The 23,849-nt window shown below is 74.0% G+C and carries 26 protein-coding genes and 5 tRNA genes; 7 read left to right on the plus strand and 24 right to left on the minus strand.

Annotation, left to right across the window (positions count from 1 at the left end; all coding sequences use genetic code 11):
• Positions 1-3: 3 nt before the first annotated feature.
• The 3 genes from IO39_RS22525 to thrC form a co-directional block, all read right to left on the minus strand.
• Complete coding sequence (locus IO39_RS22525) at positions 4-612, minus strand: biotin transporter BioY (RefSeq protein ID WP_043626601.1); 609 nt, start codon at positions 610-612, stop codon at positions 4-6.
• A gap of 91 nt (positions 613-703) precedes the next feature.
• Positions 704-1,351, minus strand: coding sequence for a DNA/RNA non-specific endonuclease (locus IO39_RS22530; protein WP_043626604.1), 648 nt, complete (start codon positions 1,349-1,351; stop codon positions 704-706).
• Between the two features lie 174 nt (positions 1,352-1,525).
• A complete protein-coding gene (gene thrC / locus IO39_RS22535) occupies positions 1,526-2,590 on the minus strand; it encodes a threonine synthase (protein ID WP_052423223.1) in 1,065 nt (354 codons plus the stop codon).
• Between the two features lie 65 nt (positions 2,591-2,655).
• On the opposite strand from thrC, the gene IO39_RS22540 reads away from it, so the two are divergent.
• Positions 2,656-3,654 (plus strand): MurR/RpiR family transcriptional regulator, encoded by a 999-nt coding sequence (locus IO39_RS22540; protein ID WP_043626610.1) that lies wholly within the window; start codon positions 2,656-2,658, stop codon positions 3,652-3,654.
• Between the two features lie 21 nt (positions 3,655-3,675).
• On the opposite strand, the gene IO39_RS22545 is transcribed toward IO39_RS22540, so the two are convergent.
• The gene (locus IO39_RS22545; protein WP_043626612.1) at positions 3,676-5,013 is read right to left on the minus strand and encodes an aminotransferase-like domain-containing protein; all 1,338 of its coding nucleotides are present in this window, start codon (positions 5,011-5,013) and stop codon (positions 3,676-3,678) included.
• Between the two features lie 139 nt (positions 5,014-5,152).
• Between IO39_RS22545 and IO39_RS22550 the strand changes: the two genes are divergently transcribed.
• Both IO39_RS22550 and IO39_RS22555 read left to right on the plus strand, forming a co-directional pair.
• Positions 5,153-5,830 carry a LysE family translocator gene (locus tag IO39_RS22550; protein WP_043626893.1) on the plus strand — a complete coding sequence of 226 codons (678 nt, stop codon included), beginning with the start codon at positions 5,153-5,155 and terminating at the stop codon, positions 5,828-5,830.
• Positions 5,827-6,291, plus strand: coding sequence for a MarR family winged helix-turn-helix transcriptional regulator (locus IO39_RS22555; protein ID WP_211267114.1), 465 nt, complete (start codon positions 5,827-5,829; stop codon positions 6,289-6,291). Before IO39_RS22550 ends, IO39_RS22555 begins: the two co-directional genes overlap by 4 nt.
• A gap of 46 nt (positions 6,292-6,337) precedes the next feature.
• Here the strand turns inward: IO39_RS22555 and IO39_RS22560 are convergent, their stop codons facing one another.
• The 10 genes from IO39_RS22560 to IO39_RS22605 all read right to left on the minus strand — a co-directional run bounded on the left by IO39_RS22560 (position 6,338) and on the right by IO39_RS22605 (position 14,630).
• Complete coding sequence (locus tag IO39_RS22560; protein ID WP_043626619.1) at positions 6,338-6,868, minus strand: GNAT family N-acetyltransferase; 531 nt, start codon at positions 6,866-6,868, stop codon at positions 6,338-6,340.
• 18 nt (positions 6,869-6,886) lie between these two features.
• A complete protein-coding gene (locus tag IO39_RS22565; RefSeq protein ID WP_043626621.1) occupies positions 6,887-7,453 on the minus strand; it encodes a helix-turn-helix domain-containing protein in 567 nt (188 codons plus the stop codon).
• Positions 7,450-8,826, minus strand: a complete 1,377-nt coding sequence (locus tag IO39_RS22570) for a hypothetical protein (protein ID WP_043626623.1) — start codon at positions 8,824-8,826, stop codon at positions 7,450-7,452. Before IO39_RS22570 ends, IO39_RS22565 begins: the two co-directional genes overlap by 4 nt.
• A gap of 119 nt (positions 8,827-8,945) precedes the next feature.
• The gene (locus IO39_RS22575; protein WP_043626625.1) at positions 8,946-9,839 is read right to left on the minus strand and encodes a hypothetical protein; all 894 of its coding nucleotides are present in this window, start codon (positions 9,837-9,839) and stop codon (positions 8,946-8,948) included.
• Positions 9,839-10,417, minus strand: coding sequence for an RNA polymerase sigma factor (locus IO39_RS22580; RefSeq protein WP_157548764.1), 579 nt, complete (start codon positions 10,415-10,417; stop codon positions 9,839-9,841). Before IO39_RS22580 ends, IO39_RS22575 begins: the two co-directional genes overlap by 1 nt.
• A 67-nt stretch (positions 10,418-10,484) precedes the next feature.
• Positions 10,485-10,784: a DUF6204 family protein gene (locus tag IO39_RS22585; protein WP_043626630.1), complete on the minus strand. Its 300-nt coding sequence runs from the start codon at positions 10,782-10,784 to the stop codon at positions 10,485-10,487.
• 3 nt (positions 10,785-10,787) lie between these two features.
• Positions 10,788-11,426 carry a TetR/AcrR family transcriptional regulator gene (locus IO39_RS22590; protein WP_043626634.1) on the minus strand — a complete coding sequence of 213 codons (639 nt, stop codon included), beginning with the start codon at positions 11,424-11,426 and terminating at the stop codon, positions 10,788-10,790.
• 75 nt (positions 11,427-11,501) lie between these two features.
• Entirely contained in the window at positions 11,502-12,938 is a 1,437-nt protein-coding gene (locus IO39_RS22595; protein ID WP_052423224.1) for an MFS transporter, read from the minus strand.
• Positions 12,935-14,044, minus strand: a complete 1,110-nt coding sequence (locus tag IO39_RS22600) for a MerR family transcriptional regulator (RefSeq protein WP_043626901.1) — start codon at positions 14,042-14,044, stop codon at positions 12,935-12,937. The genes IO39_RS22595 and IO39_RS22600 overlap by 4 nt, the downstream gene beginning before the upstream one ends.
• A 199-nt stretch (positions 14,045-14,243) precedes the next feature.
• Positions 14,244-14,630: an SbtR family transcriptional regulator gene (locus tag IO39_RS22605; RefSeq protein WP_157548766.1), complete on the minus strand. Its 387-nt coding sequence runs from the start codon at positions 14,628-14,630 to the stop codon at positions 14,244-14,246.
• A gap of 474 nt (positions 14,631-15,104) precedes the next feature.
• On the opposite strand from IO39_RS22605, the gene IO39_RS22610 reads away from it, so the two are divergent.
• Complete coding sequence (locus IO39_RS22610; RefSeq protein ID WP_043626638.1) at positions 15,105-15,887, plus strand: DUF899 family protein; 783 nt, start codon at positions 15,105-15,107, stop codon at positions 15,885-15,887.
• A gap of 316 nt (positions 15,888-16,203) precedes the next feature.
• Here IO39_RS22610 and IO39_RS22615 read toward each other — a convergent pair whose 3' ends face one another.
• On the minus strand, positions 16,204-16,737 hold the full coding sequence (locus IO39_RS22615) for a GNAT family N-acetyltransferase (protein WP_052423226.1): 534 nt from the start codon (positions 16,735-16,737) through the stop codon (positions 16,204-16,206).
• A 74-nt stretch (positions 16,738-16,811) separates the two neighbouring features.
• Here IO39_RS22615 and IO39_RS22620 point away from each other — a divergent pair, with 74 nt between their 5' ends.
• Positions 16,812-17,261: a MarR family winged helix-turn-helix transcriptional regulator gene (locus IO39_RS22620; protein WP_043626641.1), complete on the plus strand. Its 450-nt coding sequence runs from the start codon at positions 16,812-16,814 to the stop codon at positions 17,259-17,261.
• A 173-nt stretch (positions 17,262-17,434) separates the two neighbouring features.
• Here IO39_RS22620 and IO39_RS22625 read toward each other — a convergent pair whose 3' ends face one another.
• A complete protein-coding gene (locus tag IO39_RS22625) occupies positions 17,435-18,253 on the minus strand; it encodes a nitroreductase/quinone reductase family protein (RefSeq protein WP_043626644.1) in 819 nt (272 codons plus the stop codon).
• Positions 18,254-18,751: 498 nt separating this feature from the next.
• Here IO39_RS22625 and IO39_RS22630 point away from each other — a divergent pair, with 498 nt between their 5' ends.
• On the plus strand, positions 18,752-19,597 hold the full coding sequence (locus IO39_RS22630; protein WP_043626646.1) for an MBL fold metallo-hydrolase: 846 nt from the start codon (positions 18,752-18,754) through the stop codon (positions 19,595-19,597).
• Positions 19,598-19,700: 103 nt separating this feature from the next.
• Here IO39_RS22630 and IO39_RS22635 read toward each other — a convergent pair.
• From IO39_RS22635 to IO39_RS22660, 6 genes are all read right to left on the minus strand, one after another.
• A tRNA-Arg gene (locus IO39_RS22635) sits at positions 19,701-19,775 on the minus strand.
• 9 nt (positions 19,776-19,784) lie between these two features.
• Positions 19,785-19,857: transfer RNA gene (locus IO39_RS22640), tRNA-Glu, on the minus strand.
• A 3-nt stretch (positions 19,858-19,860) separates the two neighbouring features.
• Positions 19,861-19,933 (minus strand) — tRNA-Leu (locus IO39_RS22645).
• Between the two features lie 5 nt (positions 19,934-19,938).
• Positions 19,939-20,010: transfer RNA gene (locus tag IO39_RS22650), tRNA-Gly, on the minus strand.
• Positions 20,011-20,014: 4 nt separating this feature from the next.
• Positions 20,015-20,085 (minus strand) — tRNA-Ala (locus IO39_RS22655).
• A gap of 419 nt (positions 20,086-20,504) precedes the next feature.
• Entirely contained in the window at positions 20,505-21,320 is an 816-nt protein-coding gene (locus IO39_RS22660) for an SDR family NAD(P)-dependent oxidoreductase (protein WP_043626647.1), read from the minus strand.
• A 143-nt stretch (positions 21,321-21,463) separates the two neighbouring features.
• Here IO39_RS22660 and IO39_RS22665 point away from each other — a divergent pair, with 143 nt between their 5' ends.
• Positions 21,464-22,054 carry a TetR/AcrR family transcriptional regulator gene (locus tag IO39_RS22665; RefSeq protein WP_043626650.1) on the plus strand — a complete coding sequence of 197 codons (591 nt, stop codon included), beginning with the start codon at positions 21,464-21,466 and terminating at the stop codon, positions 22,052-22,054.
• A gap of 102 nt (positions 22,055-22,156) precedes the next feature.
• On the opposite strand, the gene IO39_RS22670 is transcribed toward IO39_RS22665, so the two are convergent.
• Both IO39_RS22670 and IO39_RS22675 read right to left on the minus strand, forming a co-directional pair.
• Positions 22,157-22,939 carry a MerR family transcriptional regulator gene (locus IO39_RS22670; protein WP_043626909.1) on the minus strand — a complete coding sequence of 261 codons (783 nt, stop codon included), beginning with the start codon at positions 22,937-22,939 and terminating at the stop codon, positions 22,157-22,159.
• A gap of 4 nt (positions 22,940-22,943) precedes the next feature.
• On the minus strand, positions 22,944-23,783 hold the full coding sequence (locus tag IO39_RS22675) for an alpha/beta fold hydrolase (RefSeq protein WP_245642142.1): 840 nt from the start codon (positions 23,781-23,783) through the stop codon (positions 22,944-22,946).
• Positions 23,784-23,849 lie beyond the last annotated feature (66 nt).

The following is a 23,849-nucleotide window of genomic DNA, read 5'->3' on the forward strand; positions in this document are numbered from 1 at the left end:
GGGTCAACGCCCCCTGGCGGCGCGCATGCGCTCCTGGTGCACGGCGGGCACCGCGTCCGGGTAGGCCCGCTGGGTGCCCCTGACCACGACGGCCGCGAGCACCGCCTTGATCAGGTCGCCGGGCAGGAAGCCCGCGCTGAGCAGGGCCGTCTTCCCCAGCGAGAGCCCGGTGATCATGGACTGCACGGGGATGCCGAACAGGTAGACCACACCGATGCCGCCGACCACGCAGGCCGCGAACAGGCGGACGGCGGACGGGTCGCGGCCGGCCCGCTCCACCAGCCAGCCGGTCGCCGCCGCCCCGAACACCCACCCGGCCAGGAACCCGGCCGACGGCGCGGCGAACACGCCGAGCCCGCCCCGGCCCCCGGCCAGCAGCGGCAGCCCGGCGGCCACCAGCACCAGCAGCACCACGACGGCCAGCGCGCCGCGCCAGGAGCCGAGGATCGCCCCGGCCAGCATGACGCCCAGCGTCTGCAGCGTGATGGGGACCACGTTGCCGAAGACGTTCAGCGTGCCGGGCAGGCCGAGCACCCCGATGAGCGCCGCGAACACGGCCACCCTCGCCAGCGTCTGCGTCGCGAGGCGGCGCTGTTTTCCTTCATCCTTCATGGGGTCGATCCCACACCAGAACGGCCACGCTCAGGCATGGAGGTATCCCACAACATTGCCCCCGATCATCTGCGAGCGATCGATACCTCCTTCACAACCGGCTGCTGCCGCAACGGGCCGCCCGGAACGTCTCGGTTATCCGCTCCTGCCGGTTCTTGAAGTCTGATGCGGACAGTACCTGGTTCGGCAGGGTGAACGTGAGCTGCCGGGACACGCCCGACACCCGGGGCGACAGGGTGATCTCGATCCGGTCGGGCGCGAGCGCCTCGCGGTCGGGGTAGTGCAGGCGCACCCGGTAGCCCGACACGGAGCCGTCGCCCTCCAGGCAGGCGCGGGCGCCGTCCTCGACCTGCTTCATCAGGCCCTGGTTGATCTGCCGGCCCCGCAGCGGGACCAGGTTGTAACGCATGCTGACGCCGTGGAAGGAGGCGGCGATGAGGTGGCCACCGTTCCAGTCGCCCGCACCGGCCCAGTTGCCGACCGTGCTCTGGCACTCGCCGCGCGGGGCCGATCGGTCCACGAGGTTCTCGGCCAGGGCCTCGACGGGGCGTCCGGTGTCGTCGGTGGTGAAGGTCTGGCGGTTGGCGCGGTAGGTGTGGTCCGGCTTCAGGAGCCGCTCGCAGGGGGCGGCGTCGGGCGCGGTCGAGTGCGTGGTCAGCGGGGCCGCCGCCCCTGCGGTGAGCAGCAGGGCGGCGGCGCTCGCACGTCTCAGGGCAGGCAGGATTCCGGTCGCGGGCACGGGGCGTTCCTCTCGGAATGGGGGGATCGCCGGCGCCAGCCGATGGAGGGGACGGCAAATCGCCGTATCGGCCGCCTCGTCGGCTTTGTCGCGATATTCGTGCCCGTGACGCGAATCACATAACGTTGCCTGATGGTTACTGTTCGTGGTTGCCGCAGGTAGGTCGGCGGCAGGTCAGGCGGCCAGGCGCAGGGCGCGGGCCACGTCCGCGGTGGCGGCGGAGGTCTCCGTGGCGGTGTAGCCGTCGCGCATGGAGGCGTCGAGATCCTTCAGCCCGTTGCCGCTGAGCGTGATGACGACGCGCAGCCCCGGCTCCAGCTCTCCCCTGGCGTGCCGGTCGAGCAGCCCCGCCACGCCGGCGGCCGAGGCCGGCTCGGCGAAGACGCCGTCGCGGCGGGCCAGCATCCGGTACGCCGCGAAGATCTGCTCGTCGGTCACCGCGGCGATCAGCCCGCCCGACTCGTCGCGGGCCGCGACGGCGCCGTCCCAGGTGGCGGGGTGGCCGACGCTGATCGCGGTGGCGTCCGTGCGGGGCACGGCGACCGGCTCGCCGTGCACGAGCGGGGCCGCGCCGGCCGCCTGGAAGCCCCACATGCGCGGCAGCGTGGCCGACAGGCCCGCCTCGTGGTAGGTGCGGTAGCCGCCCCAGGTGGCGGTGATGTTGCCGCCGTTGCCCACGGGCAGGCAGTGCACGTCGGGTGCGCCGCCGAGGGCGTCGGCGATCTCGTAGGCCACGGTGCGCTGCCCGGCCAGGCGCAGCTCGTTGCCGACCGAGTTGACCAGCGCGATCGGGTGGTGGGCGGCCAGCTCGCGGGCCACACGCAGGCAATCGTCGAAGGTGCCGTCGATCTCGACGATCTCGGCGCCGTACCGCACGGCCTGGCTCAGCTTGCCCAGCGCCACGCGGCCCCTGGGCACCAGGACGGCGGCCGTCACGCCGGCGCGGGCGGCGTAGGCGGCGGCCGAGGCGCTGGTGTTGCCGGTGGAGGCGCAGATGACGGCCTCGGCGCCGGCTTCGGCCGCCCGGCTGATCGCCACCGTCATGCCGCGGTCCTTGAACGAGCCCGTCGGGTTGGCGCCCTCGACTTTGAGCCAGACCTCGCAGCCGGTGAGGCCGGACAGGTGCGCCGAGCGCAGCAGGGGCGTGTTGCCCTCGTTGAGCGAGATGGCGGGGGTCTCCGGGGTGACCGGCAACCAGCGCCGGTAGGGGCTGTCGATGAGGCCGTGCCAGGTTGTCATGCCCCGCACCGTAACACTTGTTCCGGATATTTCGTCAAACGGTGGTTGCTGTAACATTTGTCATTGTGGAGAACGATGCGATCGCGGCCCGGCTCGGCGCCGTCTACCCCGAGCTGCCGCCCGGCGAGCGGGCCGTCGTGCGGGTGCTGCTCGACGACTATCCGTTCGCGGCGCTGGGCTCGCTGCGGGCGCTGGCCGAGCGCGCCGGGGTCAGCCCGCCGACGGCCTCGCGCCTGTTCGACCGCCTCGGCTACGCCGGCTTCGCCGACTTCCAGGCCGCCGTACGGGACGGGGCCCGGGACCGCTCCCGCCTGCTGGAGTACGTCACCAAGAGCGGCCCGCCCGCCGGCGAGCCCCGCGACGCCCCGCCCAGCCCGCACGGAGCAGGCGCGGCAGGAGCGGCCTCCGATGCCCCGGACGGAGCCGGCCCCGCAGAGCGTGGCTCCGGCGCCCTGGCCGGAGCCGCCCCCACGGACCATGGCCCCGGCGCCACGGGCGGCTCAGAGGGGCCGGGCGGCCGGGCCGCGTTGGGGCGGGCCGCCGAGGAGCTGCGGGCCGGGCTCGACGGCACGCTGGCGGCCGTTCCCGAGCCGCTCTACCGGAAGGTGGCCGCCCTGCTGGCCGAGGCGGGGACGGTGTGGGCGCTGGGCGGCCCGCTGAGCGAGCTGGCCGCCGAATATCTGATCCGCCAGCTCGCCAGCCTGCGCAGGGGCGCGCACCGCGTGCCCGAGTCCGCGCCCGCCCGCGCCCGTGCCGTGCTGGACCTCGGCCCCTCCGACGTGGTCGTGGCCTACGACTTCCGCCGCTACTCCCCCGGCACCGCCCGCTTCGTCCGGGCGGCCCGGGCCCGGGGCGCGCGCCTGGTGCTGGTCACCGACGCCTGGCGGTCGCCGCTGGCCGCCGAGGCGGAGGTGCTGATCAGCCTGCCGCGCGAGGCCGCGGGCCCGATCGCGCCGCTCGCCCACGAGATCGCCGTCACCGAGCTGCTGCTGGTCGCCACGGCCGCCCGGCTGGCCCCGGCCGGCCGCCTGGCCGACCTCGACGCCCTCACCCAGACGCTCTGACCCTGGGGACGGCCCGGCTCGTCAGTCGGTGAGCAGGTCGTCCGGGGTGGAACGGGCCAGGGCGGCGAGGGTGGACAACGCCTGCGCGAGGATCTCGTCGGGCGGGGAGGCCAGCCCGAGGCGTACGGCGTTGGGGGTGCGGTGCGCGCCCACGGCGAACGCCGCGGCGGGCGTGACCGCGATGCCCTGGCGCGCGGCGGCGGCCACGAACGTGTCGGCCCGCCACGTCGGCGGCAGCTCCCACCAGCAGTAGTAGGAGTGCGGGTCGGCACGCACCGCGAACTCCCCCAGGAGCCGGCCGGCGAGCCGCTGCCGGGAGGCGGCCTGCCGCTGCTTGGCGCCGGCCACCGTGGCGACCGCGCCGTCGCTCAGCCACCGGGTGGCGGCCTCCAGCGCGAACCGGGCCGGCGTCCACGCGCCGGAGCGCAGGGCGGCGGCGACGCCCGCGCCGAGCGGGCCGGGAACGACGGCGAACCCGAGCGTCAGGCCGGGGGCGAGCCGCTTGGAGAGGCTGTCGACGAGGATCGTGCGCTCGGGGGCCAGCGCGGCCAGCGGCGGCAGCTCGGGGCGGAGGAAGGACCAGACGGAGTCCTCGATCGCGGGCAGGTCCAGCCGCGCCAGGACGCCGGCCAGCTCTGCCCGGCGCTCCAGGGGCATGGTGAGCGACAGCGGGTTGTGCAGGGTGGGCTGGAGGTAGACGGCGTCGAGCGGGGTCTTGCGCATCGCGTCCTCGACGGCCGCGGGCACCAGCCCGGCGGCGTCGGCGGCCAGCGGCACGAGCGTGACGCCGAGACGGCTCGCGATGGCCTTGACGACGGGGTAGGTGAGCTCCTCCACGCCGACCCTGGAGCCGGGGGAGGCCAGCGCGGCCATGGCGGCGGCGATCGCCTGGCGGCCGTTGCCGGCGAACAGCACGCGCTCGGGCTCCGGCCGCCACTCCTCGCGGGCCAGCAGCGCGGCGACCTGGGCCCGGGCCGCCGGGGTGCCGGCCGCGCCGGCCGGGCCCATGGCCGCCGCGAGCACGTCGGGGCGCAGCAGCGGGGCCAGGCCCTCGGCCTGCAGGGCCGCCTGCTCGGGCACGAAGGCGTGGTTGAGCTCCAGGTCGACCCTGCTGCCAGCCGGTTCGGCGAGCGCGGGGTCGGCGCGCGGGGCGGCGGCCCTGACGAACGTGCCGCGCCCGACCTCGCCGACCGTGAGGCCCCGGCGGACCAGCTCCTTGTAGACGCGGGCGGCGGTGGACGGGGCGATGGCGCGCTGCCGCGCGAACTGCCGCTGCGGGGGCAGCCGGTCGCCCGGCCGCAGCCGCCCGGCCGCGATGTCGGCCGCCACGTCGTCGGCCACCCGCCGGTAGTCGTCCATGGATGTCTCCTCCCGGCCCGAGTCAAACACAGAATTGCTCCGAGTTCAATTCCACATATTGCACCGAATTGCTGTGAAGAAATAGCTTTCCCCTGTCGGCGCGATCGGGGCCGTTCCCGCCGGGAGACGAGGGGTGACGATGGTCGAGGAGAGCGCGCTGCTCGGGGTGGTGTCGGTGGCGCTGGGGATGGTGCTGTCCCCGGGCCCGAACATGATGTACCTGGTGTCGAGGAGCATCAGCCAGGGCCGCCGGGCCGGGACCGTCGCGCTCGGCGGGGTCGCCGCCGGGTTCCTGGTCTACCTGGTGGCCGCGAACCTGGGGCTGGCGCTGCTGTTCGCCGCCATGCCGGAGCTGCTCACCGCCATCAGGATCGCTGGCGCGCTCTACCTGCTCTGGCTGGCCTGGCAGACGGTCAGGCCCGGCGGCGTGTCGGTCTTCGCCGTACGCGACGTGCCCGCCGACTCCGCGCGCCGGCTGTTCACGATGGGGCTGATGACGAACGTGCTCAACCCCAAGATCGCCATCCTGTACGTCTCGGTCATCCCGCAGTTCGTCGACCTGTCCCGGGGCGACGTGCTGCGCCAGGGGCTCATCCTGGGCGGCGCGCAGATCGCGGTGGCCGTCTCGGTGAACCTGTCGATCGTGCTGGCCGCCGGGGCCGTCGCGGGCTTCCTCGCGGCCCGCCCCTCCTGGCTGCGTACGCAGCGGATCGTCATGGGCGGCCTGCTCGGCGTCCTGGCCGTCGCGCTGGCCCTGGGAAGCGCCGGCGGCCCGACCGGTAGTTCGTCCCACGAATTTGTTACTCTGGGCGGGTGAGCAAGCAAGCCGACGGTGCGATCGGAGTGGTGGCCGCGCTGGTGCGTTCGACGTTCCTGGTGAATGCCGTCTACGTCGAGTCGGCCCGCGAGCACGGCCTCACCCAGCAGCAGGGCCAGTTGTTGTGCGTGCTGATGGCGCAGCCGTACGGCATGAGCGAGCTGGGCGCGACGCTGGGCCTGGCCAAGTCGAGCCTGACCGGCCTGGTGGACCGGACCGAGCGCAACGGCCTGGTCGAGCGCACGCCCGACCCCGACGACTCGCGCGCGGTGCGGGTGGCGCTGACCCCGCGCGGGGCCGGGCTGGCCGAGAAGTTCTACGCCGAGACCTGCCGCCGCGTCGAGGAGCTGACCGCCGGCTTCGCCCCCGGCGAGCGTGAGACCCTCGCGGGGCTGCTCGGCCGGATCGTGAGCGACCACAAGGTGCCCACCGTCTTCCTGGAGCCGGACCAGCCGCGCTGACCCCGTGAAGGCCGGTGGTTCGCGGCCCGGACCGCGCCGTCCGGGCTCAGGCCGCGGCGGTCAGCCGCTTGTAGAAGAAGCTGCAGTCGCGCAGCACGCCGTCCGGGGAGGCGGCGTACTCGGGGACGACGCCGAAGCGGGTCCAGCCGCCGGTGAGATAGACGCGCTCGGCCGTGCTGCCGGTCTCGGTGTCCAGGAGCAGCAGCTCGGCCCCCAGCTCCAGGGCCGCCCGCTCGGCCGTGGCCAGCAGCGCGCGCGACAGGCCGCGCCCGCGGGCGTCGCGGTGCACCATCAGCTTGACGACCTCGGCGCGGTGCCGGGCGGCGGGCTTGGCCGGCAGCGACAGGCTGATCGTGCCGGCCAGGGCGCCGTCCAGGTGGCAGGTCCACACGATGAGGCTGCCGGCGGCCACCGCCGGGGCCTGGGCCCGCCACCACGCCTCGGCGGCCTCGTGACCGAACGGCGCCACGAATCCCACCGAGGCTCCGTCGTCCACCGCGTCGGCCAGCAGCTCGGCCAGGTCCTTGACGTGGTGCTCGAAGTCCTCGGCGGACAGGCGGGCGATGGTGTGGTGCATGGGGTTCCTTCTCGTGGTTCAGGGGAGGACGATGAAGATCGCGTACCGGGCGGGGGCGGGGCCGGGGCAGTGGCAGCGGGAGGCTCCCCACAGGCGGAAGCGCAGGCAGTCGCCGGCCCGCACGGTGTGGGTGCGGCCGTTCGCGGTGATCTCCACCGCGCCCTCCAGCCCCCAGATGTGCTGCTCCAGCCCCGGCACGGGCGGCCCGTCGTAGGCGATGTCGGCCCCCGGCCGCAGCCGCCCCTCGACGACCTCGCCGCGCAGGCCGGGGTGGGGCGGCGAGACCGAGCGGCGGACGAAGCCCGACTCCTCGTCCCGCCACACCGGCTGCGCGCCGGCCGCCACGACCTGCGGCGGCTCGGACTCCACCTCGGCCAGCAGGCGGGACATCGTGCGCCCGTAGACGGCGCAGAGCCTGCCGAGCAGGGCCGCCGTCGGGCTGATCTCGCCACGCTCCAGCCGCGACAGCGTCGAACGGCTGATGCCCGACCGGCTCGCCAGCTCCTCCAGCGCCCAGCCCCGCTCGACGCGCAGCTCGGCCAGCCGGTCGGCGAGCCGGGCGTCCACGTCCCCGATCTCTCTCACATGCGGGATCTTATCCCACTTCTGGGAAAGGCCAGGGCGGCGGCCAGGCAGGCGACCGGGATGACGGGCAGCACGTACCGGTGGTCGAAGTCCAGGACCGCGACCGGGCCGACGAGCAGGCCCATCGCCACGGCCCACGGCAGCAGCGCCACGCGCGGGCGCCGCACCGCGGCCACCGCGCCCAGCAGGAGGATCGCGCCCAGCAACGGGCCGCGCAGGTAGGCGACGTACTGGTAGGCGATGAGGAAGTCGGCGTACGGCGACACCGACGACAGGCCGCGGATGTCCGGGTCGTACTCCCGTTTCACCTTCTCGATCAGCGGCTGGTCGGGCAGCTCCCAGTGCCCGCTCCTGAAGCCGAACGCGGGCGTGGTGCGGTCGGGGTGCGGGATCGGCGTCCAGGAGAAGGCGATGGCGGTGTCGCGCAGCACGTTGCCCACGTAGTCCAGCGGCTGGGCGAGGATCGCCTCGACCGCGAACGAGCGGGCCAGGTCGTTGTGCGCGAAGCGGCCGCCGGGCAGCAGGTTGAGCGAGGCGCCGGGGGCCCAGACGTACTCCGAGGCGGCGTCCACCTTCGTGCCGTTGGGGCACAGGCGGGCCAGGCCGGGCGGCGGCTGGATGCGGGCGCAGTCGGCGAAGGTCATCGTCCTGGCCCACAGGGCGACCCCGTCGGCGCCGCTGAGGGCGAAGCGGCCGTGGTGCTGGGCGTACCAGGAGGCGTAGCCGAGCAGGGGCAGCGCCGCCGCCAGCACCAGCGCGGCCAGGCGCCGCCACCCGACCCGCCGCACCGCCAGCACCAGCACGACGAGCACGAGCAGCGGCAGCGCGATCGTCCTGGTCAGCGCGGCCGCGGCGAACAGCAGGCCCGCCCCCGCGGCGGCCCGCGTGCTCAGCCTCGGCGACCACATCAGCACGGTCAGCCCGGCCACGACCAGGAAGATGAACTGCATGTCGGACAGCACGCCCGTCTCCAGCCGCAGGAACGAGGCGTCGAACAGCAGCGGCACCGTCGCCGCGGCGGCCGCCCAGCCCGGCGCCGACCTGCGGCGCAGCACGGCGTAGAGCATCACGGCGGTGGCCAGGCCCAGCGCGTGCTGGACGGCCACGACCAGCTCCACGCTGTGGAAGGGCAGCAGCGCCCGCAGCAGCAGCGGGTAGCCGATCGGGTGGAAGGTCGCCGACGGGGCCAGGTGCACGGCCGTGTCGAGATAGGTGAAGGAGTCGTACCAGTAGAGCGTGGCGGGGCGGTAGCCGAGCATCGTCACCACCCGCAGCGCGGCCGCCAGGACGAGCAGCGCGGTGAAGAGGCGGTGGCCCGCGAGGACGGCGGGCGGGCGCTGCGACGGCAGCGCCACGCGGGTGTCTGTGAGCACGCGAAATCCGATCGTGGGGTATGACAGGGGGTCCGCGCATGCCGAGGACGACGCATGGCGGTGATGGGCGCGCGCTCAGCCGCGCGCTCCCGGTGGAAGCTCTCAGGGACCGGCCGGGATCAGCAGCGGGGCCGTGACTCCGGGCTGCGCTGGGCGCCGGGCTCGGCGCCGACCAGCAGAAGGGCCTGGCCGTCGGCGCTCATGACGCCGTCGTGCACGTACCAGTCGCCGGGGGCCGAGGGGCTCGCGGGTCTGCCGTAGGAGATGTACGACGGTGTGACGCCCCGCTCGCGCAGCACGGCCGAGATCTCCGCGACGCTCTTGTTGACGTAGTCCACGCAGTGCAGAGGCTCGCCGGGCAGGGCGATGCCGGGCGGCATCGTGTACCTCTCGCCGGGCAGGGCCCGCCTGCCGAGAGTGATCTCGGCCTCCTTGTCGAAGTCGACCGGCACCTTGAGGCCGACAGGGCAGCCGGCGAACCGCTCGCACGGCCCCGGGGCGTCGATCGTGGTGATCGGGCCGTCGCCGGGCACCGGTTCGCCGGACCGCAACCGTTCCATGTCGTTGATCACGACTATCCGGCCCGTCATGCTCGCGGAGGTCGGCACCAGGTCGAGCGTGATGTCCAGGCCCCTGGCCCGCAGCTCCCGCTGGTACACCTCGGGCGCCGCCAGCAGGTCCTTGACCGTGATGACGTAGTGGTCGCCGACCCGTTCGATGTCGAGCGCGGCGGAGGCGGGCGCCTGGGCGACGCCGAAGGACAGCAGGGCGGCCAGGGTGGCGAGGATCGGCACGGCCGCCCACCGCCGCGGCCCCGGAAGGGCCGGCCACCAGCGCCGGCGCGCACCGGCGACGCGGCGGCGGGGCGATGAGGCGTGCTCCTCGGCCCGATCTTCGGCCTGCGCGGCGGCCGGGAGGGTGGTGATCTCCTCCATCAGCTCCCTGGCCAGCGGGGTCATGCCGGGGCCGGGGTCGGGGGCGATGCCTGCCACCAGACGGTCGATCTCGTGCATCACATGGCCCCCTTGGTCAGCGCGACGGCGCGGAGCCCGATGCGGGCCACGTCGAGCCCGGCCGCCTGCAACTGCCTGGCCAGGCGTTTGCGGGCCCGGTGCAGCCGCAGCCGGGCGGCGTTGCGGGAGCAGCCCAGGACCATGGCGATCTCGTCGGAGCCCAGCCCCTCCCAGCCGGCCAGCGCCAGGACCTCCCGGTCGTCGGGGGTCAGGCGGGCGAACGCCTCGCGCACGCCGTCGTGGTCGCCGCCGTGGCCACCCTGGGGGCCGCCGTGGGGGCCCGCCTGCTCGGCCCATCCGGCGAGCTGCCGGCCGAGCCGTTCGACCAGCTCGCCGCGGCGGGTCTCGGCCCGGCGGCCGTTGGCCAGCACGCGGCGGGCCACGCCGAACAACCATAGGCGGGCCGCGTGCCCCTGCGGGACGTCGTCGAGCCTGCGCCAGGCGGTGGCGAAGGTCTCGGCCAGGGCGTCGGCGGTGTCGTCGTGCGACGCGGTCCGCCGCCGGATGTAAGCCAATATGTCGGCATAGTTGGCGGTATAGATCGCCTCGAAGCGCTGCTTGCGATCGTGGTGGTCCACACTGCCTTCTTCCATCCGGGGGCCCCGACACCTCATACGTGTCCGGACCCGCCGAAGGATTTCACCCCTATTTTCGGATTTTTCGTGGGTTGCGGATTTTGATGTCCCGCAGATCGGTGACCGCGAGGTGCAGGATCTCGTACGGCACCCCGTACGCCTCCAGCGCCGCCATCGCCCCCAGCCCCGCCTCGTCCTCCCCGTCGTCCGGCCCGGCCGGCACCTGCACACGGAAGGTGAACACCGACACGCTCTGGTCGTGCGTGAACGTGCCGGCCTCGGTGTAGCCCGCTCCCCCGGCCGCCAGCACGACCGCCCGCCCGGCGTCGTCGAGCCCCTTGAACTTGCCCCTGATCGTCACCCTGAACACCGCTCACTCCCCTCGTACGGCATAGGTCAGGACCCGCTCGCCGAGCACGCTCTCGGCGACGTCCACCAGCTCCAGCACGGCCTCGGCGATCGCGTCGGGCCGCTCCCCCGCCGCCGTGCGCCGGCCGATCTCCGACAGCACCAGCGCGTGCAGGCAGCCGAGGTGCCAGGCCATCACGCGCGGCAGCGGGTCGTCCGGGCCCGCGCCGCTCTCCTCGGCCAGCACCTCGGCCAGCGCGGCGGTCATCTGGTGGCCCAGGTCCTCCAGCCGGGCGGCCAGCGTGGGCGCGGCCCGCATCATCTCCAGCACCCGCCCGAACCCCGACGTCAGCCCCACCTGGCGCGCCCGCCCGCGGATCTCCTCGCGCAGCCGCGCCAGCACCGCCCCGGCCGCCGACTCGCCCGGGGCGCGCCCGCGCACGATGTCGGCCAGCCGCTGCGGCGATGCCTCCTCGGGCGGCAGCACCAGGTCCTCCTTGGCCTGGAAGTAGTTGTAGACGGTGTTGACCGACACCTCGGCGGCGGCCGCGACCTCGGCGATCGTGACGTTGTCGAAGCCGCGCGCCACGAACAGGCCGATGGCCACGTCGGAGATGCGCCGGCGGGTCTGGCGCTTCTTGCGCTCCCGCAGTCCTTCCGTCATGGCTCTGGAGCCTACTGCAAATTTGGAGTCGATTGCACTTTTGTAGTTTGTTGCGGTTCTCTCGCGGCCGGGCGGTCAGGGGCGGTAGTCCCGCAGCTCCGGCGTCATCCAGGCGATCACGGCCACGGTCGCCGTGGTGAGCAGGCCGCCGGCGCAGATCACCAGGCGGGCGTCGAGGAGCGAGGCGGTGGCCCCGTGCAGCAGGTTCGCCAGGTGCGGGCCGCCGAAGAGGACGACGGTGACCGAGCCCTGGATCCGGCCGCGCATGGCGTCGTGGGTGTGCGCCTGCGTGATGGCGTTGCGGAAGGTGCTCAGCACGAAGTTGACCGCGCCGCCGAGGACGAGCGCCGCCAGGGCGAGCCACAGGTGCGCGGCCAGCCCGAGGAGCACGAGGGCGGCGCCCCACGCCGCGGCGGCCGCCGCCATGAGCGCGCCGTGACGGCGGGCGCGGGTGAACGTGCCCGAGAACAGGCCGGCCGCGATCACTCCGGCGGGGTAGGCGGCGTACAGCAGGCCCAGCTCGGGGCCGCCGCCCTCGGGGCCGCCGAAGACGTGCCGGGCCAGCTCCGGGTACAGGGCCGTCGGCATGCCGAAGACCATCGCCGCCAGGTCCACCGCGAGCACCGCCACCAGCAGCCTGCTGCCCGCCAGGTACCGGAAGCCGTCCCGCAGCTGCCCGAGCGTGGGCCGCCGCCGGGCCGGGCGCGGCTCGGGCCGAGACTCCTGACCGGTGAGCGACGCCGTCGCCGCGCCCTGAACGGCGGGCGGTGCGGGCGGGCACGGCGCGGACCGGTCGGTGGGCGGTGCGGGCGGGCACGGCGCGGACCGGTCGGTGGGCGGTGCGGGCGGGCGCGGCGCGGACCGGTCGGTGAGTGGTGCGGGCGGGTGGGGCTCGGGGGGCAGGGCTGGCAGCTTGGCGACGGCCCACACGACGGCGAGCAGCGCGACGGCGTCGAGCAGGAACAGCGTGCCGAGCCCGGCGACCGGGATCAGCACCCCGGCCAGCATCGGCCCGAGGACCGAACCGGCGTACCGGGTCAGGGAGCTGAGGCTGCCGGCCGCCGCCAGCAGCTCGGCCGGGACCACCCGCGGCACCACCGCGCCCATCGTGGTCATGATCGCCCCGAGGGTCAGCCCCTGGCACGCGACCAGCGCCAACAGAGCCGGCACGGACCCGCCGCCCAGCACGGCCTGCCCCCAGAGCGCCACGTACGTGAGCGCGAGCCCGCAGTGGGCCGCCAGCAGCAGCCTGCGCCGGTCCATGAGGTCGGCGAGCGCGCCGGACCACAGCGCGGACCCGACCAGCGCGACGAGCGACACCGCCCCCGCCGCCCCCACGGCCGCCGACGAGCCGGTCACCGTGAACAACTGCGCCGGCACGGCGACCACGCTGAACGAACCACCCACCGCCGACACCGCCGACGCCGTCCACAGACGCCGGTAGGCCGGGACGGCCAGCGGGCGGCGGTCGATCGTGTACGCGCCGAGCGAGCGCACCGCCGGCGCGGTCACCGCCCGCTCCCGCCGGTCCGGCCGGCGGCCCGCGCCTCCAGGCCGACCACGTCGGCGACCACGCAGGCGATGTTGTCGGGGGCGCCCGCCGCGTACGCCCGCGCGACCAGCTCGTCGAGCAGCTCCTGCGGGGTGCCGGGCCCGGTCAGCACCTCGCGCAGCGTCCCGGCCGGCACCACGGCCGACAGGCCGTCGGAGCACAGCAGGTACCGGTCACCGGCGGCGGCCTCGTGCAGCGACAGCTGGGGCCGGGCGCCGCCCGTGCCGGTGAGCGCCTGGGCGAGCAGCGCGCGTTGCGGATGCGAGGCCGCCTCCTCCGCCGTGAGCCGGCCCTCGTCCACCAGCCCCTGCACGTAGGTGTGGTCGTGGGTGATCTGGAACAGCTCGCCGTCCCGTACGAGGTAGGCCCGCGTGTCGCCGATGTGCACCAGCGCCAGCCGGGACCCCGACCACAGCAGCGCGGTCAGCGTCGTGACCGCGTCACCCGACGGAGTGGCGGCGGCGATCTCGCCGACGGCCCGGTCGGCCTCGGCGACCGCGTCGGCCAGCGCGCCGAGCAGGTCCTCGGCGGGCACGGCCAGCGTCTCCAGCGGCTTGAGCGCGTCCACCGCCGCCGCGCTCGCGAGGTCCCCGCCGGGGGTGGCCCCGTCGGCCACCGCCAGCAGCCGGGGGCCGGCGTAGGCGGTGTCCTGGTTGCTCGTCCTGACCAGGCCCGACTCGGACCGGGCGGCGTAACGGACCCCGAGCGCGGTCGCCGTCTCTTGCACGGTGCTCCCTCTCCCCGACAGGTAGTCGACGAGGAAGGTGGCCAGCTCGCCGCGGGCGGCGGTCTCCGCCAGCACCTGCTGCCAGTAGGCGGCGATCTCCCCGGCCGCGTCGGCCGCCGGCAGGTCGCACACCCGCCGGATCCGCGCCAGCGGCATGTCCAGCCGCCGCAGCCACACGATCAGCCTGGCCCGCTCCAGCTGCGCCGGATCGTAGAACCGGTAGCCCGACTCGCCGTCCACCGCGGCCGGTCGCAGCAGCCCGAGCTCGTCATAGAGCCGCAGGGCCTTCGGGGACAATCCCGCCGCCCGGGCGAACGCCCCGATCGTCAGCAGCCGCACCACTCCTCCTCGTCCCGGCCACCGTGGCCGGTGCCGCCGATGCTGATGCTTCACCCAGGGGAAAGGTCAACCCCTTCGCCCGCCCGCCCGGGCCTGGCCGACGCGACCACAGCCCCACCCGGGCCTGGCCGACGCGACCGCAGCCCCGCCCGGACCCGGCCGGCGCGACCGCAGCGCAGGCCGGGGCCGGACCGCAGGCTCACGCGGCTCCGCCCCGCCGTCCCGGGGGATGCACGCCGGTCAGGGCCAGGGTGAGCAGCCGGTCGGCCTGGGCCGCGCCGTCGGGCTCCTGCTCAGCGGCCAGGGCGATGGCGTTGACGAGCTTGAGCAGGCCGGTGATGGAGACGCCGAATCGTACGGCGTCCGCGCGGCGGGCGCGGTCCAGCAGGCCCGCCCCGGCGTCGGTGATCATCGTATGGCAGGTGGCGCCCAGCGTCTCCATGCCGTCCCTGGCGCCGCGCATCAGCGACAGGGCCAGGCCCCGGTTCGACACGGCATGAGTGGTGGCGGCCCGCAGCCAGGTCACCAGAGCGGCCCCGGGATCGGCGGCGTCGGCCGGCTCGGCGGCACGCCCGGTCTCCTTCATGGAGAACTACGCCGGCGCCTGCCACCTGCGCGACGGCACCGTGGCCACCGCGTTCGCCGCCCCCGATCACAACGTTCGCGCAGATCAGTGAGGACTTCGCCTACGCCTACACCTGGCTCAACGAGCGCGGCTACCGTGCCGACGTCGCCTTCACCCGCGCGCCGCACCCCGGGCTGATGGACCTGTGCACCTGGCTGTGGCGGACCGGCGCGGCCCTGATCGCCGGCTTCCTGGCCGCCCGGCTGGATCGAGCGTAAGTCGCAACGGAGAGACTCTGGAGAACGGGAGATCGACAGGCGAGACTCCTCTAGGAGCGCGTGCGTGAGCTTGCCGGCCCGACATCGTCGGCGCCGGGCGGGCCGATGGCGCCCCTGCCGGCGACCGGTTCCGGCCGGGGTGCCGGGTCTGTCCTGGTGACCGCCGCAGGGCGTCGTACGACGCTGCCCGGTACGACCAGACACCACGGAGGACATCATGACGACCCGACCGAGTGACTCGACCAGCGCGTTGCCCGGCCGCCCGCCCATCGTCGACCTGGCCACCTGGCAGGCCGCCCGCGACGAGCTCCTGGTCCGCGAGAAGGCCCACACGCGCGAGGGCGACGCCATCGCCGCGGCCCGCCGCCGGCTGCCGATGGTGGAGTTCGACGGGACGGTGAAGGTCATCGGACCCCAGGGCCCGGTCCCGTTCCTGGAGCTTTTCCAGGGACGCAACGAGCTCCTGGTCTACAAGCACATGTGGCACGACGGCGCACCGCACCAGGGGCAGTGCGAGGGCTGCACCACCATGGCCTGGAACCTGAAGGACGCCCTCTATCTCAACGCCCGCGGCGTCTCGTTCGCGATCGTGACCACGGGCCCGTGGGACGAGGTGGCTCCCTTCGTCGAGTTCATGGGCTACACCCACCCCTGGTACTCCGTGCGCGACGTGGCCGAGCCGATCGGCGGCGGCATGGCGGCCATCGCCTGTTACCTGCGGGAGGGTGACCGAACGTTCCTCACGTACTCCACCGGGGGCCGCGGCAACGAGCCGGCCAACGGGACCTTCGCCCTGCTCGACATGACGCCCTACGGGCGCGGCGAGACCTGGGAGGACAAGCCCGAGGGCTGGCCGGAGGGGAGCCACGCGTGCTGGTACTGGCGCACGGACGCGGACGGGAACGCCACCTGGGGCCCGACCAGCCGCCCCGTGCCGCAGTGGACCCGCCCGGGCGCGACCCCCGTGGAGACCCTGGGCCGCCACGGCGACTGCCACTGAACCGGCACCACTGAACCAGCACGGCCGAACCAACACGGCCGAACCAACACGGCCGAACCAGCACGACTGAGCCGGCACGACTGAGCCGAGAACCCCGGGCCTGACCCCTCTGGGCCCGGGCCTTCCGGACGAGAGCCGTCCGGACCGGAACCCTCGGACCCGAGACCCCGGAACGCCGGCGGCCCCGACGACGGCCCGGCGGCGGCTGGGGGCGGCTGGGGGCGGTCCGGGGGTCACGGGTGCGCCGAACAAGCCGCGCGCTCCCCGGCGCGTGCTCCTCGCTCCCGATCCGCGATCCGTGGGCCGCGATTCGCGGTCAGAGGTGGCGGATCCGTACGGTGTTGAGCACCGCTCGGCCGTCCTTTTCCGACTTGTACTCCCCCACCTTGACGTATCCGTGCCTGTCATAGATGCGGTCCAGCTCAGGACTGCCGGCCCAGTGGTCGAGGCCCACGCCGGGGGCGCCCTGCGCCTCCGCCCGGCGGGACGCCTCCCGCAGCAGCGCCTCCCCCGCCCCGCGACCGGCAGGTCCGCGGGCGGACATGACCGTGTGCACGAATAAGGCCCCTGGCGGGAGCAGGCCGGACGGGATGTGCGGCGGGACCGCCGGCGCCAGGGCCAGGACGCCCACGGGGGCGCCGCCCCGCTCGGCCACCGTGATGACGCCCCGCGACGTCCACTCCGTGAGGTTGTTCTCGAAGCCGGGGATCCGGGAGAAGGGCACCGTGCCCCACTGCTCGGTCCGGCCCCGCGCGACGAGCCAGGCGAGGATGGAGTCCATCAGGGAGAGCAGGGCGGGAACGTCTCGCGTCGTCGCCGGGCGCAAGGTGAGGTGTTGATCGTCCGACATACTCGCCTTCCTGAGGGTAGGATGCGGGCGAAGAAAACTTTAGATTTCTAAGGGTTAGATTGTCAAAGCAAACCTTGATCGAAGCCGTCACCAAGGCTGTGCAGGATCTGCAGGACGCGACCGACGTCATGGACGAGCGCGCCGCCCGCCGCCTCGGGATCAACCGCACCGATCTGCGGTGCCTGAGCCGGTTGAGCGCGCGCGGGCCCCTGACGGCCAGCGAGCTGGCGACGGCCGCGGGGCTCACCGGAGGCGCCATGACCACCGTCATCGACCGCTTGGAGCAGGCCGGCCTCGCCCGGCGCAGCCGCGACTCCGCCGACCGGCGCCGCGTCCTGGTTCATCTGACCGAGCGGGCCGAGCAGGTGAGCGCCGAGATCTGGGGGCCCGTCCTCGACGACGCCCGCGTGGAGCTGGGCAGGTTCAGCCTGGCGGAGCTGTCGGTGATCGAGAGGTTCCTGTCACTCGCCCTGAAGAACCAGCAGGACCACGCGGACCGCCTGCGCGGCGCACGACCTCACTGACCTGATCGGCTGTCCGCACGTGCGGCGGCCGGCCGACTCCGGTGGTGGGCAAGGTGAGGAGAGTGGTCAGCGCACGCAACTGCGGGCGGTGGGATCTCTGTGGCGCCGGGCCCGGACGCACTATCAGCATACGTCCCACCTGTCCCTTCTGCCACAGAGACACCCAGGGAAGATCAGTTCAACAGCGGGACGAGCTGCTCTTCCTCATAGTCCAGATGGGCCTCCAGCTCCCCGGTGAGCCGGTTCACCTCAGCGAGCAGGTCCGGCGGGGCGACGTCGTCGGCGGCCAGGAGGTCCTGGAGCTCGCCGAGCAGCCGCGCGATCACCTCGTGCTCGGCGCGCAGCCGTGCCATCACGGGGGCCAGCTCGGGGTGGCGGTTCTCCAGCGAGGGGAACATGAAGCCGTCCTCGCGCGAGTGGTGTGTGTGCAGCCCCTGGCACATGGTCAGGCAGTTGACCCGGAGCTGGGCGGCCAGGCGCGGCCCCGAGGCGGCGACCTCGCGGCGGATCAGGGCCAGCTCCTTGCGGAAGGCGTCGTGGATGGTGATCAGCGCGTCGCCGAGGCGGCCGGAGGGCGGCCCGGCGTCGATCGGCTCCAGCGCCACGACCGGCAGGGTGCGGCCCGACCTCTTCTCGTACGCGGCCCAGCCCGGGTCCACCTCGACCGCGCGGGCGAACAGGCGGTCGCGCTCCTCGCCTTCGAGGACGACGGCCTTGGCCTGGTACGTCATGATGCCGTCCTCGACCGTCACCTGCGGGTTGGCGCGCAGGTTGTGGAACCAGGCCGGATGCCGGGGAGAGCCGCCGGCCGAGGCGATGACGAGGAGGCGGTCGCCGTCGGGCAGGTAGCCCATCGGCGTCGTGCGCGGGGTTCCCGTCCGGGCGCCGACGGTGGTCAGCAGGAGCAGCCTGCCCCCCTCGAAGGGGCCGCCGACCTGCCCTTTGCTGGCGCGGAACTCGTCGATGACCTGCTGGTTGAAGTCCATGGGCATGCGGTGATCAATCTCCTTGCGGGTGTCGATGACATGGGACGACCCGCGCGGGCATGCCGGCGCGCGGGTGTCTACGACACCAGCGCGGGCATGGGAGGACGCGCGGGCCCGGTGTGCTCAGGCACGACCGATGGTGTGAGTGGCCATGGCGTCATCCCCTTTGATCCGGCGCCTCCATGCCCCCGCCGTCTCCCCGGCCGGCGACACGCGACGCGGCGATCATTACGCACACATCCCGCCGACCCTGTCAAGTCGGCTTGATCGGCCTCCCGAACGCCGCCATCCGCGCGCGCCCTGCGCGGTGAGGAGCTGGTCAGCCCGAATGCCGGGGGCACCTGACCATGCGAGGGGACGAGCGACGAAGGCGCGCAGCGGATCCGGCAACTGGAAGAGCGCGTGCAAGAGCTGGAGGCCGGCCGGGGTCGCGAGCGCGACGCGTTCAGGAGCCGGTGGGGGACGTGTCATCACCTGCGGACATGGCATGGCAGGATCGCGGTCATGCCCCTCAGCGTCCCCCGCCTCCGGCTCGGCTCGACCGAGATCATCGCCCTCGCCGACGGCGAGGGGCCGTTCTTCTCCCCGCGTGCCGAGGCGTTCCCCGAGGCCACGGCCGCCCAGTGGGCCGAGGCCGACCGCTACGACCCGGGCGCGGTCGACGCGGAGGGCCGCTGGCGGCTGCAGTTCCGCGCGTACGCGATCCGCGGCGACAGGGGCGTCACCGTGGTGGACGCCGGGATCGGCCCCGCGGACAGCCCGGCCGCCTCGTGGGCGCCCGTGCCCGGCGTGCTCCCCGCTTCGCTCGCCGCCGCGGGCATCGACCCGGCCGAGGTCGACACCGTGGTGCTCACGCATCTGCACACCGACCACGTCGGATGGGCGGTCGTGACCGAGGCGGCCGTCCCGTCGGCGGGCGGCGACGCCTCGCCCGGCGAGCGCCGTCCCTACTTCCCGAACGCCGAATACCTGCTCCAGCGGGCCGAGTTCGACGCCCTCGACGCGCTCAACCCGCGGCTCCGCGCGACCCTGACCGATCCGCTCCAGGCGGCCGGCCGGCTCCGGCTCCTCGACGGGGACACACCGCTGCGTGCCGGGCGCGCGGTCGCCACGCCCGGTCACACGCCCGGGCACCAGAGCGTGCTGGTCGCCGACGGGCGGGAGCTGGCGCTCGTCACCGGCGACCTCCTGGTGCACGCGCTCCAGCTGCTCCACCCCGACCTCGCCTACGCGCACGAGCTCGACCCCGAGGCGGCCAGGCACTCGAGGAAGCGCATGTTCGGCCGCGAGACCGCCACCAGGCTGTACCTGGCGACGCCGCATCTGACGGAGCCGTTCGTCTCGGTGTGATCGCGCCCGCCCGAAGGGCCGCGACCGGCACACGACGGCCTGTGCCGAACGTGCGCGGGCAGCCGTGGTCCCCGGTCGGGCACGGCATTTCCGCGGCGAAAAGTGGCCCCAGCAGGATTCGAACCTGCAACAGACCCGGCTTCGTAGGCCGGCGCTCTCTCCATTGAGCTATGAGGCCGCGATGAAGTACCCCGTACCGGACTCGAACCGGCGATTTCCCGGGTGAAAGCCGGGCGTCCTGACCGCTGGACCAACGGGGCGCGTACGTCCGGCGGGATTCGAACCCGCACCGTCCGGCTCCTTAGGCCGGTGCCTCTGCCATTGGGCCACGGACGCCTGAGAGCCGCAGCGGGGATTCGAACCCCGTCCTGCCGGGTGGAAGCCGGCTGCCTTGCCGATTCGGCCTCTGCGGCGGCGTGGACCGACGGGATCTCGAAACCCGAACTCCTGCTTGCAAGGCAGGTGTGATGCCTTTTCACCATCAGCCCATGGTGTTCCGCTGTGGAGTTGTCGAAAAGCGGGGCCCGGAATTTCGGGCGGGAAAGGGAAAGGCCGCCTGGTGTGCACCTGGCGGCCTCCGGGAATCCGTTGCGGGGATTATCCGGAAGCCCGCCCGAGCAGGGCGCGGCCGAGCACCGCGAGACGGCGGCGGTGACGCCGTTCGGGCTCGTGGGCGGCGGCTGCGATGCGCATGTCTGGCCTTTCCTCGGTTTGCGCGGGGCGGGTCCCGCCCCGCGCTTTCTCGTTGTCCTCGACGATAATGGGCGGCGCGGCGGCCGGGCCACTCATTTATTCGCATTCGCGCCCCAGCACCATTCGGCGGTTGCGCCAGGCGCCATTCGGCGGTTGCGCCAGGCGTCGTTCGGCCGGTTGCGCGCCGCGGTTCGGTCCGGCGCCTTGCGGCGGTTCAGCCCGGCGCCATTCGGCTGAGGCTTTCCCAGGCGGCGTACTGCTCGGCGCGGGCCGCCTCCATCTGCCGCACCAGGTCGTAGGAGACGCTGCCGACGATCAGCCGCCGGGGCGGGTCGGCCAGGCCGACCAGCTCCATGATGACGGGCGCGGCGGTGCTCGGATCGGGGCCGGCGTCCTCGCCCCACATCTCGGCCAGCTTGGCGCGCAGGGGCGCGTAGCGGGGGTCGGGCTCGGTCGCCGTGGTGCCGGTGGTGAACAGGCCGGTGTCGTAGCCGCCCATCTGCAGGATGGTGACCTTGATGCCGAACGGCTCGACCTCCATGGCCAGGGCCTCGCTGACGGAGTCGAGCGCCGCCTTGCCCGCGGCGTACATGCCGGTCGAGGCGAAGCCGCCGCCCGCGCCCATCGACGTGACCTGGAGGAGGTGGCCGGAGCCCTGGGCGCGCAGGTGCGGGATCACGGCCTGGGAGACCCAGACGGCGCCGAAGAAGTTGACGTCGAAATGGGCTCTGAGCTGCTCTTCCGTGGCCTCCTCGACCATGCCGTACAGCAGCGTCCCGGCGTTGTTGACCACGACGTCGAGCCTGCCGAACGCGGCCGCGGCGCGGTCCACGCCCTCCCGCACGGCGGCGCGGTCGGACACGTCGAGCGCGAGCCGCACGAGCGCGCCGGGGTGCTCGCGCTCCAGCTCCGCCAGCGGCTCCACGTTGCGGGCCGCCGCCACGACCCGGTCCCCCGCGGCCAGCGCCGCCTCGGTGAAGGCCCGCCCCAGGCCCCGGGACGCACCGGTGATGAACCATACTCGGGTCAAGGGTTCTCTCCCTGTTTCTCGGTTGACGGGCAGCGACGAGACGAGACGAAGCGTCTCGCTGCAAGTGCCCTCACTCTGGACCCCGCCGCCACCACCTGTCAAGACGGAACGTCTCGTCTCGTCTGTCTGCTACACTGACCCGCATGCCGAAGCGACCCGACCCGGCCCGCCGCAGCGAGCGCTCCCGCCAGGCCATCCTTGCCGCGGCCAGGGAGCTGGTCTCCGAGGTGGGATACGGCAAGCTGACCATCGAGGCCATCGCCGCGCGGGCGGGCGTGGGCAAGCAGACGATCTACCGCTGGTGGCGGTCCAAGGGCGCGGTGGTGTTCGACGCGTTCCTGGCCCTCAGCGAGACGCCCGACGCGGGCATGGCCCTGCCCGACACCGGCGACATCGAGACCGATCTCAAGGTCGTGATGCGGGCGACGGCGGCGGAGTTCGCCGATCCGGCGTTCGAGGCGCCGATCAGGGCGCTCAACACGGAGATCATCAACGATCCCGACCTGGCGGCGCAGTACCGCGAGCGGCTGGCCGACCCGGTCGACGAGGCCAAGAAGGCCCGGCTGCGCAGCGCGCAGCGGGCCGGCCAGATCGCCGCCGACGCCGACCTCGACCTGGCCCTGGAGCTGCTGTACGCGCCCCTCTACCAGCGCTGGCTGCACCGCTCGGGCCCGCTCACCGCCGACTACGCCGACGCCCTCGTGGACCTCTGGCTCAGGGCACACCGCCCCTGACCCCGGCCCCGGCCCGGCCCTGACCCCGCCCCAGTCCGGCGCCGATCCGGCGCCGGCCGCCTCCGGCCGGCGCCCGGCCCGGCGCGGTTCCCCGGCCCACCGTCATTCGTAGCGGGGTGCGGGCTCCACGCGTTCGAGCTTGGTCCACCCGGTCCAGCCGCGCCGCTCCAGCAGCTCGATCAGCCGCCGGGCCGCCGGCACCGTGCCGAACGCCAGCCGGTCCATCAGCTCGGCCAGCGCCGGCTCGATGTCGGTGTCGTCGACGTAGTCCTCGCCCCTCTCCTCGGCCAGCCCGCTGATGTACGCGGCCAGCTCGTCGGCCAGCCCCTCCAGCCCGGGATCGTCCGTCCGGTCGAGGGCCCGGCCCAGCGTGCGGTAGAAGCCGACGAGCCGCGGGTCGGCGAGCTGCTCCCGCTTGCGCGCCATCCACTCGGGCACCCGCTCCGGCGAGTGCGCGGCCAGCGGGATCCAGCCGTCGCGTTCGGCCCGGACGATCCGCTCGTCGATGCCGAGCGCCCGCAGCCGGTCGAGATAGTCGACCACCTCCGCAGGCAGCGCCAGGCCGTCCCCGGCGGCGAGACGGGCGATCCGCTCGCGGTGCCGCTGCCGCCGCCGGATCTCCGCCCGCAGCCGCCTGTCGATGTCGGCGATCGCCGCGGCGAACTCCTTCTCGTCGGCGCGCAGCAGCTCCCGCACCCGCGCCAGCGGCACTCCGGCCTCGGCGAGGGTGCGGATCCTGATCAGTTCGACCACGGCGGCGGCGTCGTAGCGGCGATAGCCGGAGTGGTCACGCGCCGGCTCGGGCAGCAGCCCCTTGGCGTGGTAGTGCCGCACCGCCCGCACCGTCACCCCGGCGTATGACGCCAGCTCGCCAATGGTCAGCATCGCATCAGCCTGCCAGACGTCCGCCGTGGCCGCCCGCCGCACCCCGGATGATCCGGGCGACGTCGGGGGCATGGGTGAAGACCAGCCCGTGGTCGGCCTCGATCCAGTGTGCGGCGATCCGCGGCTGCTCGCGGACCAGCCGCGCCACGCCCGCCCGCCAGTTGTCGTTGAACCGGGCCGCGGGCCCGTCGCCGCCTTCGCCGGCCATCGAAGTGGACATGATCATGGTGATGGGCAGGTCGATCTCCCGGTACCGGGCGAGGATCCGCGCCCGGACCGCGTCGATCTCGACGTTCAGCTCGAGAACGTCCTGCGCGGTGAGCAGCACCTGCCGCGCGGTGCCCCGCTCGGCCTCCTGCCGCCTGGCCTGCTCCTCCCACATCGCGCGGAACCCCGGCAGGAGGTCCTCGGTGACGAACGGCTCCGGCACCGGGTTGGCCCCGTCGATGAGGACGAGCCCGGCGACCGTGCCGGGATGCTCGGCGGCGTGGTGCACGGCCAGGTCCGCGCCCAGCGAGTAGCCCACGAGGAGGGGCGCCGCGTCCAGGCCGAGGCGTCCGGGGTCGGCCAGCACGGCGGTCAGATCGCCGCGGAACGCCTCGAAGGAGTACCGGCCGGCGGGCGAGGCGAGGCCGTGGCCCCTGAGGTCGAAGGTCACCACGTCGTGGTCGCGGCGCAGCAGGGCGGCCAGCTCGTGCAGGCCGGCCTGGGTCGTGTGCAGCCCGGGGCACAGGACGAGCGGCCGCCCCTGTCCACCCCGGCACACCGGGATCGTGACGCCGTCGTGGGAGATCGTGAAGTGCCGCAGGTCGCCCGCCGGCTCGCGGGTCGGTGTCGTGTTCATGGGCGCCATGCTGGAAGGTTGCCGTTGCGTCAGGGTCAAGCCGGACGGCGGCGGCGCCCGCCGATT

The sequence above is a fragment of the Nonomuraea candida genome (genome assembly GCF_000725485.1).
Lineage (GTDB): Bacteria > Actinomycetota > Actinomycetes > Streptosporangiales > Streptosporangiaceae > Nonomuraea > Nonomuraea candida.

Coding starts and splice junctions, on each gene's coding strand:
- IO39_RS22610 (WP_043626638.1), top strand. CDS start 15,105: ATGACGACCCGACCGAGTGACTCGACCAGCGCGTTGCCCGGCCGCCCG.
- thrC (WP_052423223.1), bottom strand. CDS start 2,590: ATGACAACCTGGCACGGCCTCATCGACAGCCCCTACCGGCGCTGGTTG.
- IO39_RS22525 (WP_043626601.1), bottom strand. CDS start 612: ATGAAGGATGAAGGAAAACAGCGCCGCCTCGCGACGCAGACGCTGGCG.
- IO39_RS22545 (WP_043626612.1), bottom strand. CDS start 5,013: ATGGACGACTACCGGCGGGTGGCCGACGACGTGGCGGCCGACATCGCG.
- IO39_RS22560 (WP_043626619.1), bottom strand. CDS start 6,868: ATGCACCACACCATCGCCCGCCTGTCCGCCGAGGACTTCGAGCACCAC.
- IO39_RS22615 (WP_052423226.1), bottom strand. CDS start 16,737: ATGTCGGACGATCAACACCTCACCTTGCGCCCGGCGACGACGCGAGAC.
- IO39_RS22675 (WP_245642142.1), bottom strand. CDS start 23,783: ATGAACACGACACCGACCCGCGAGCCGGCGGGCGACCTGCGGCACTTC.
- IO39_RS22590 (WP_043626634.1), bottom strand. CDS start 11,426: ATGACGGAAGGACTGCGGGAGCGCAAGAAGCGCCAGACCCGCCGGCGC.
- IO39_RS22670 (WP_043626909.1), bottom strand. CDS start 22,939: ATGCTGACCATTGGCGAGCTGGCGTCATACGCCGGGGTGACGGTGCGG.
- IO39_RS22605 (WP_157548766.1), bottom strand. CDS start 14,630: ATGAAGGAGACCGGGCGTGCCGCCGAGCCGGCCGACGCCGCCGATCCC.
- IO39_RS22575 (WP_043626625.1), bottom strand. CDS start 9,839: ATGCACGAGATCGACCGTCTGGTGGCAGGCATCGCCCCCGACCCCGGC.
- IO39_RS22665 (WP_043626650.1), top strand. CDS start 21,464: ATGCCGAAGCGACCCGACCCGGCCCGCCGCAGCGAGCGCTCCCGCCAG.
- IO39_RS22630 (WP_043626646.1), top strand. CDS start 18,752: ATGCCCCTCAGCGTCCCCCGCCTCCGGCTCGGCTCGACCGAGATCATC.
- IO39_RS22550 (WP_043626893.1), top strand. CDS start 5,153: ATGGTCGAGGAGAGCGCGCTGCTCGGGGTGGTGTCGGTGGCGCTGGGG.
- IO39_RS22625 (WP_043626644.1), bottom strand. CDS start 18,253: ATGCCCATGGACTTCAACCAGCAGGTCATCGACGAGTTCCGCGCCAGC.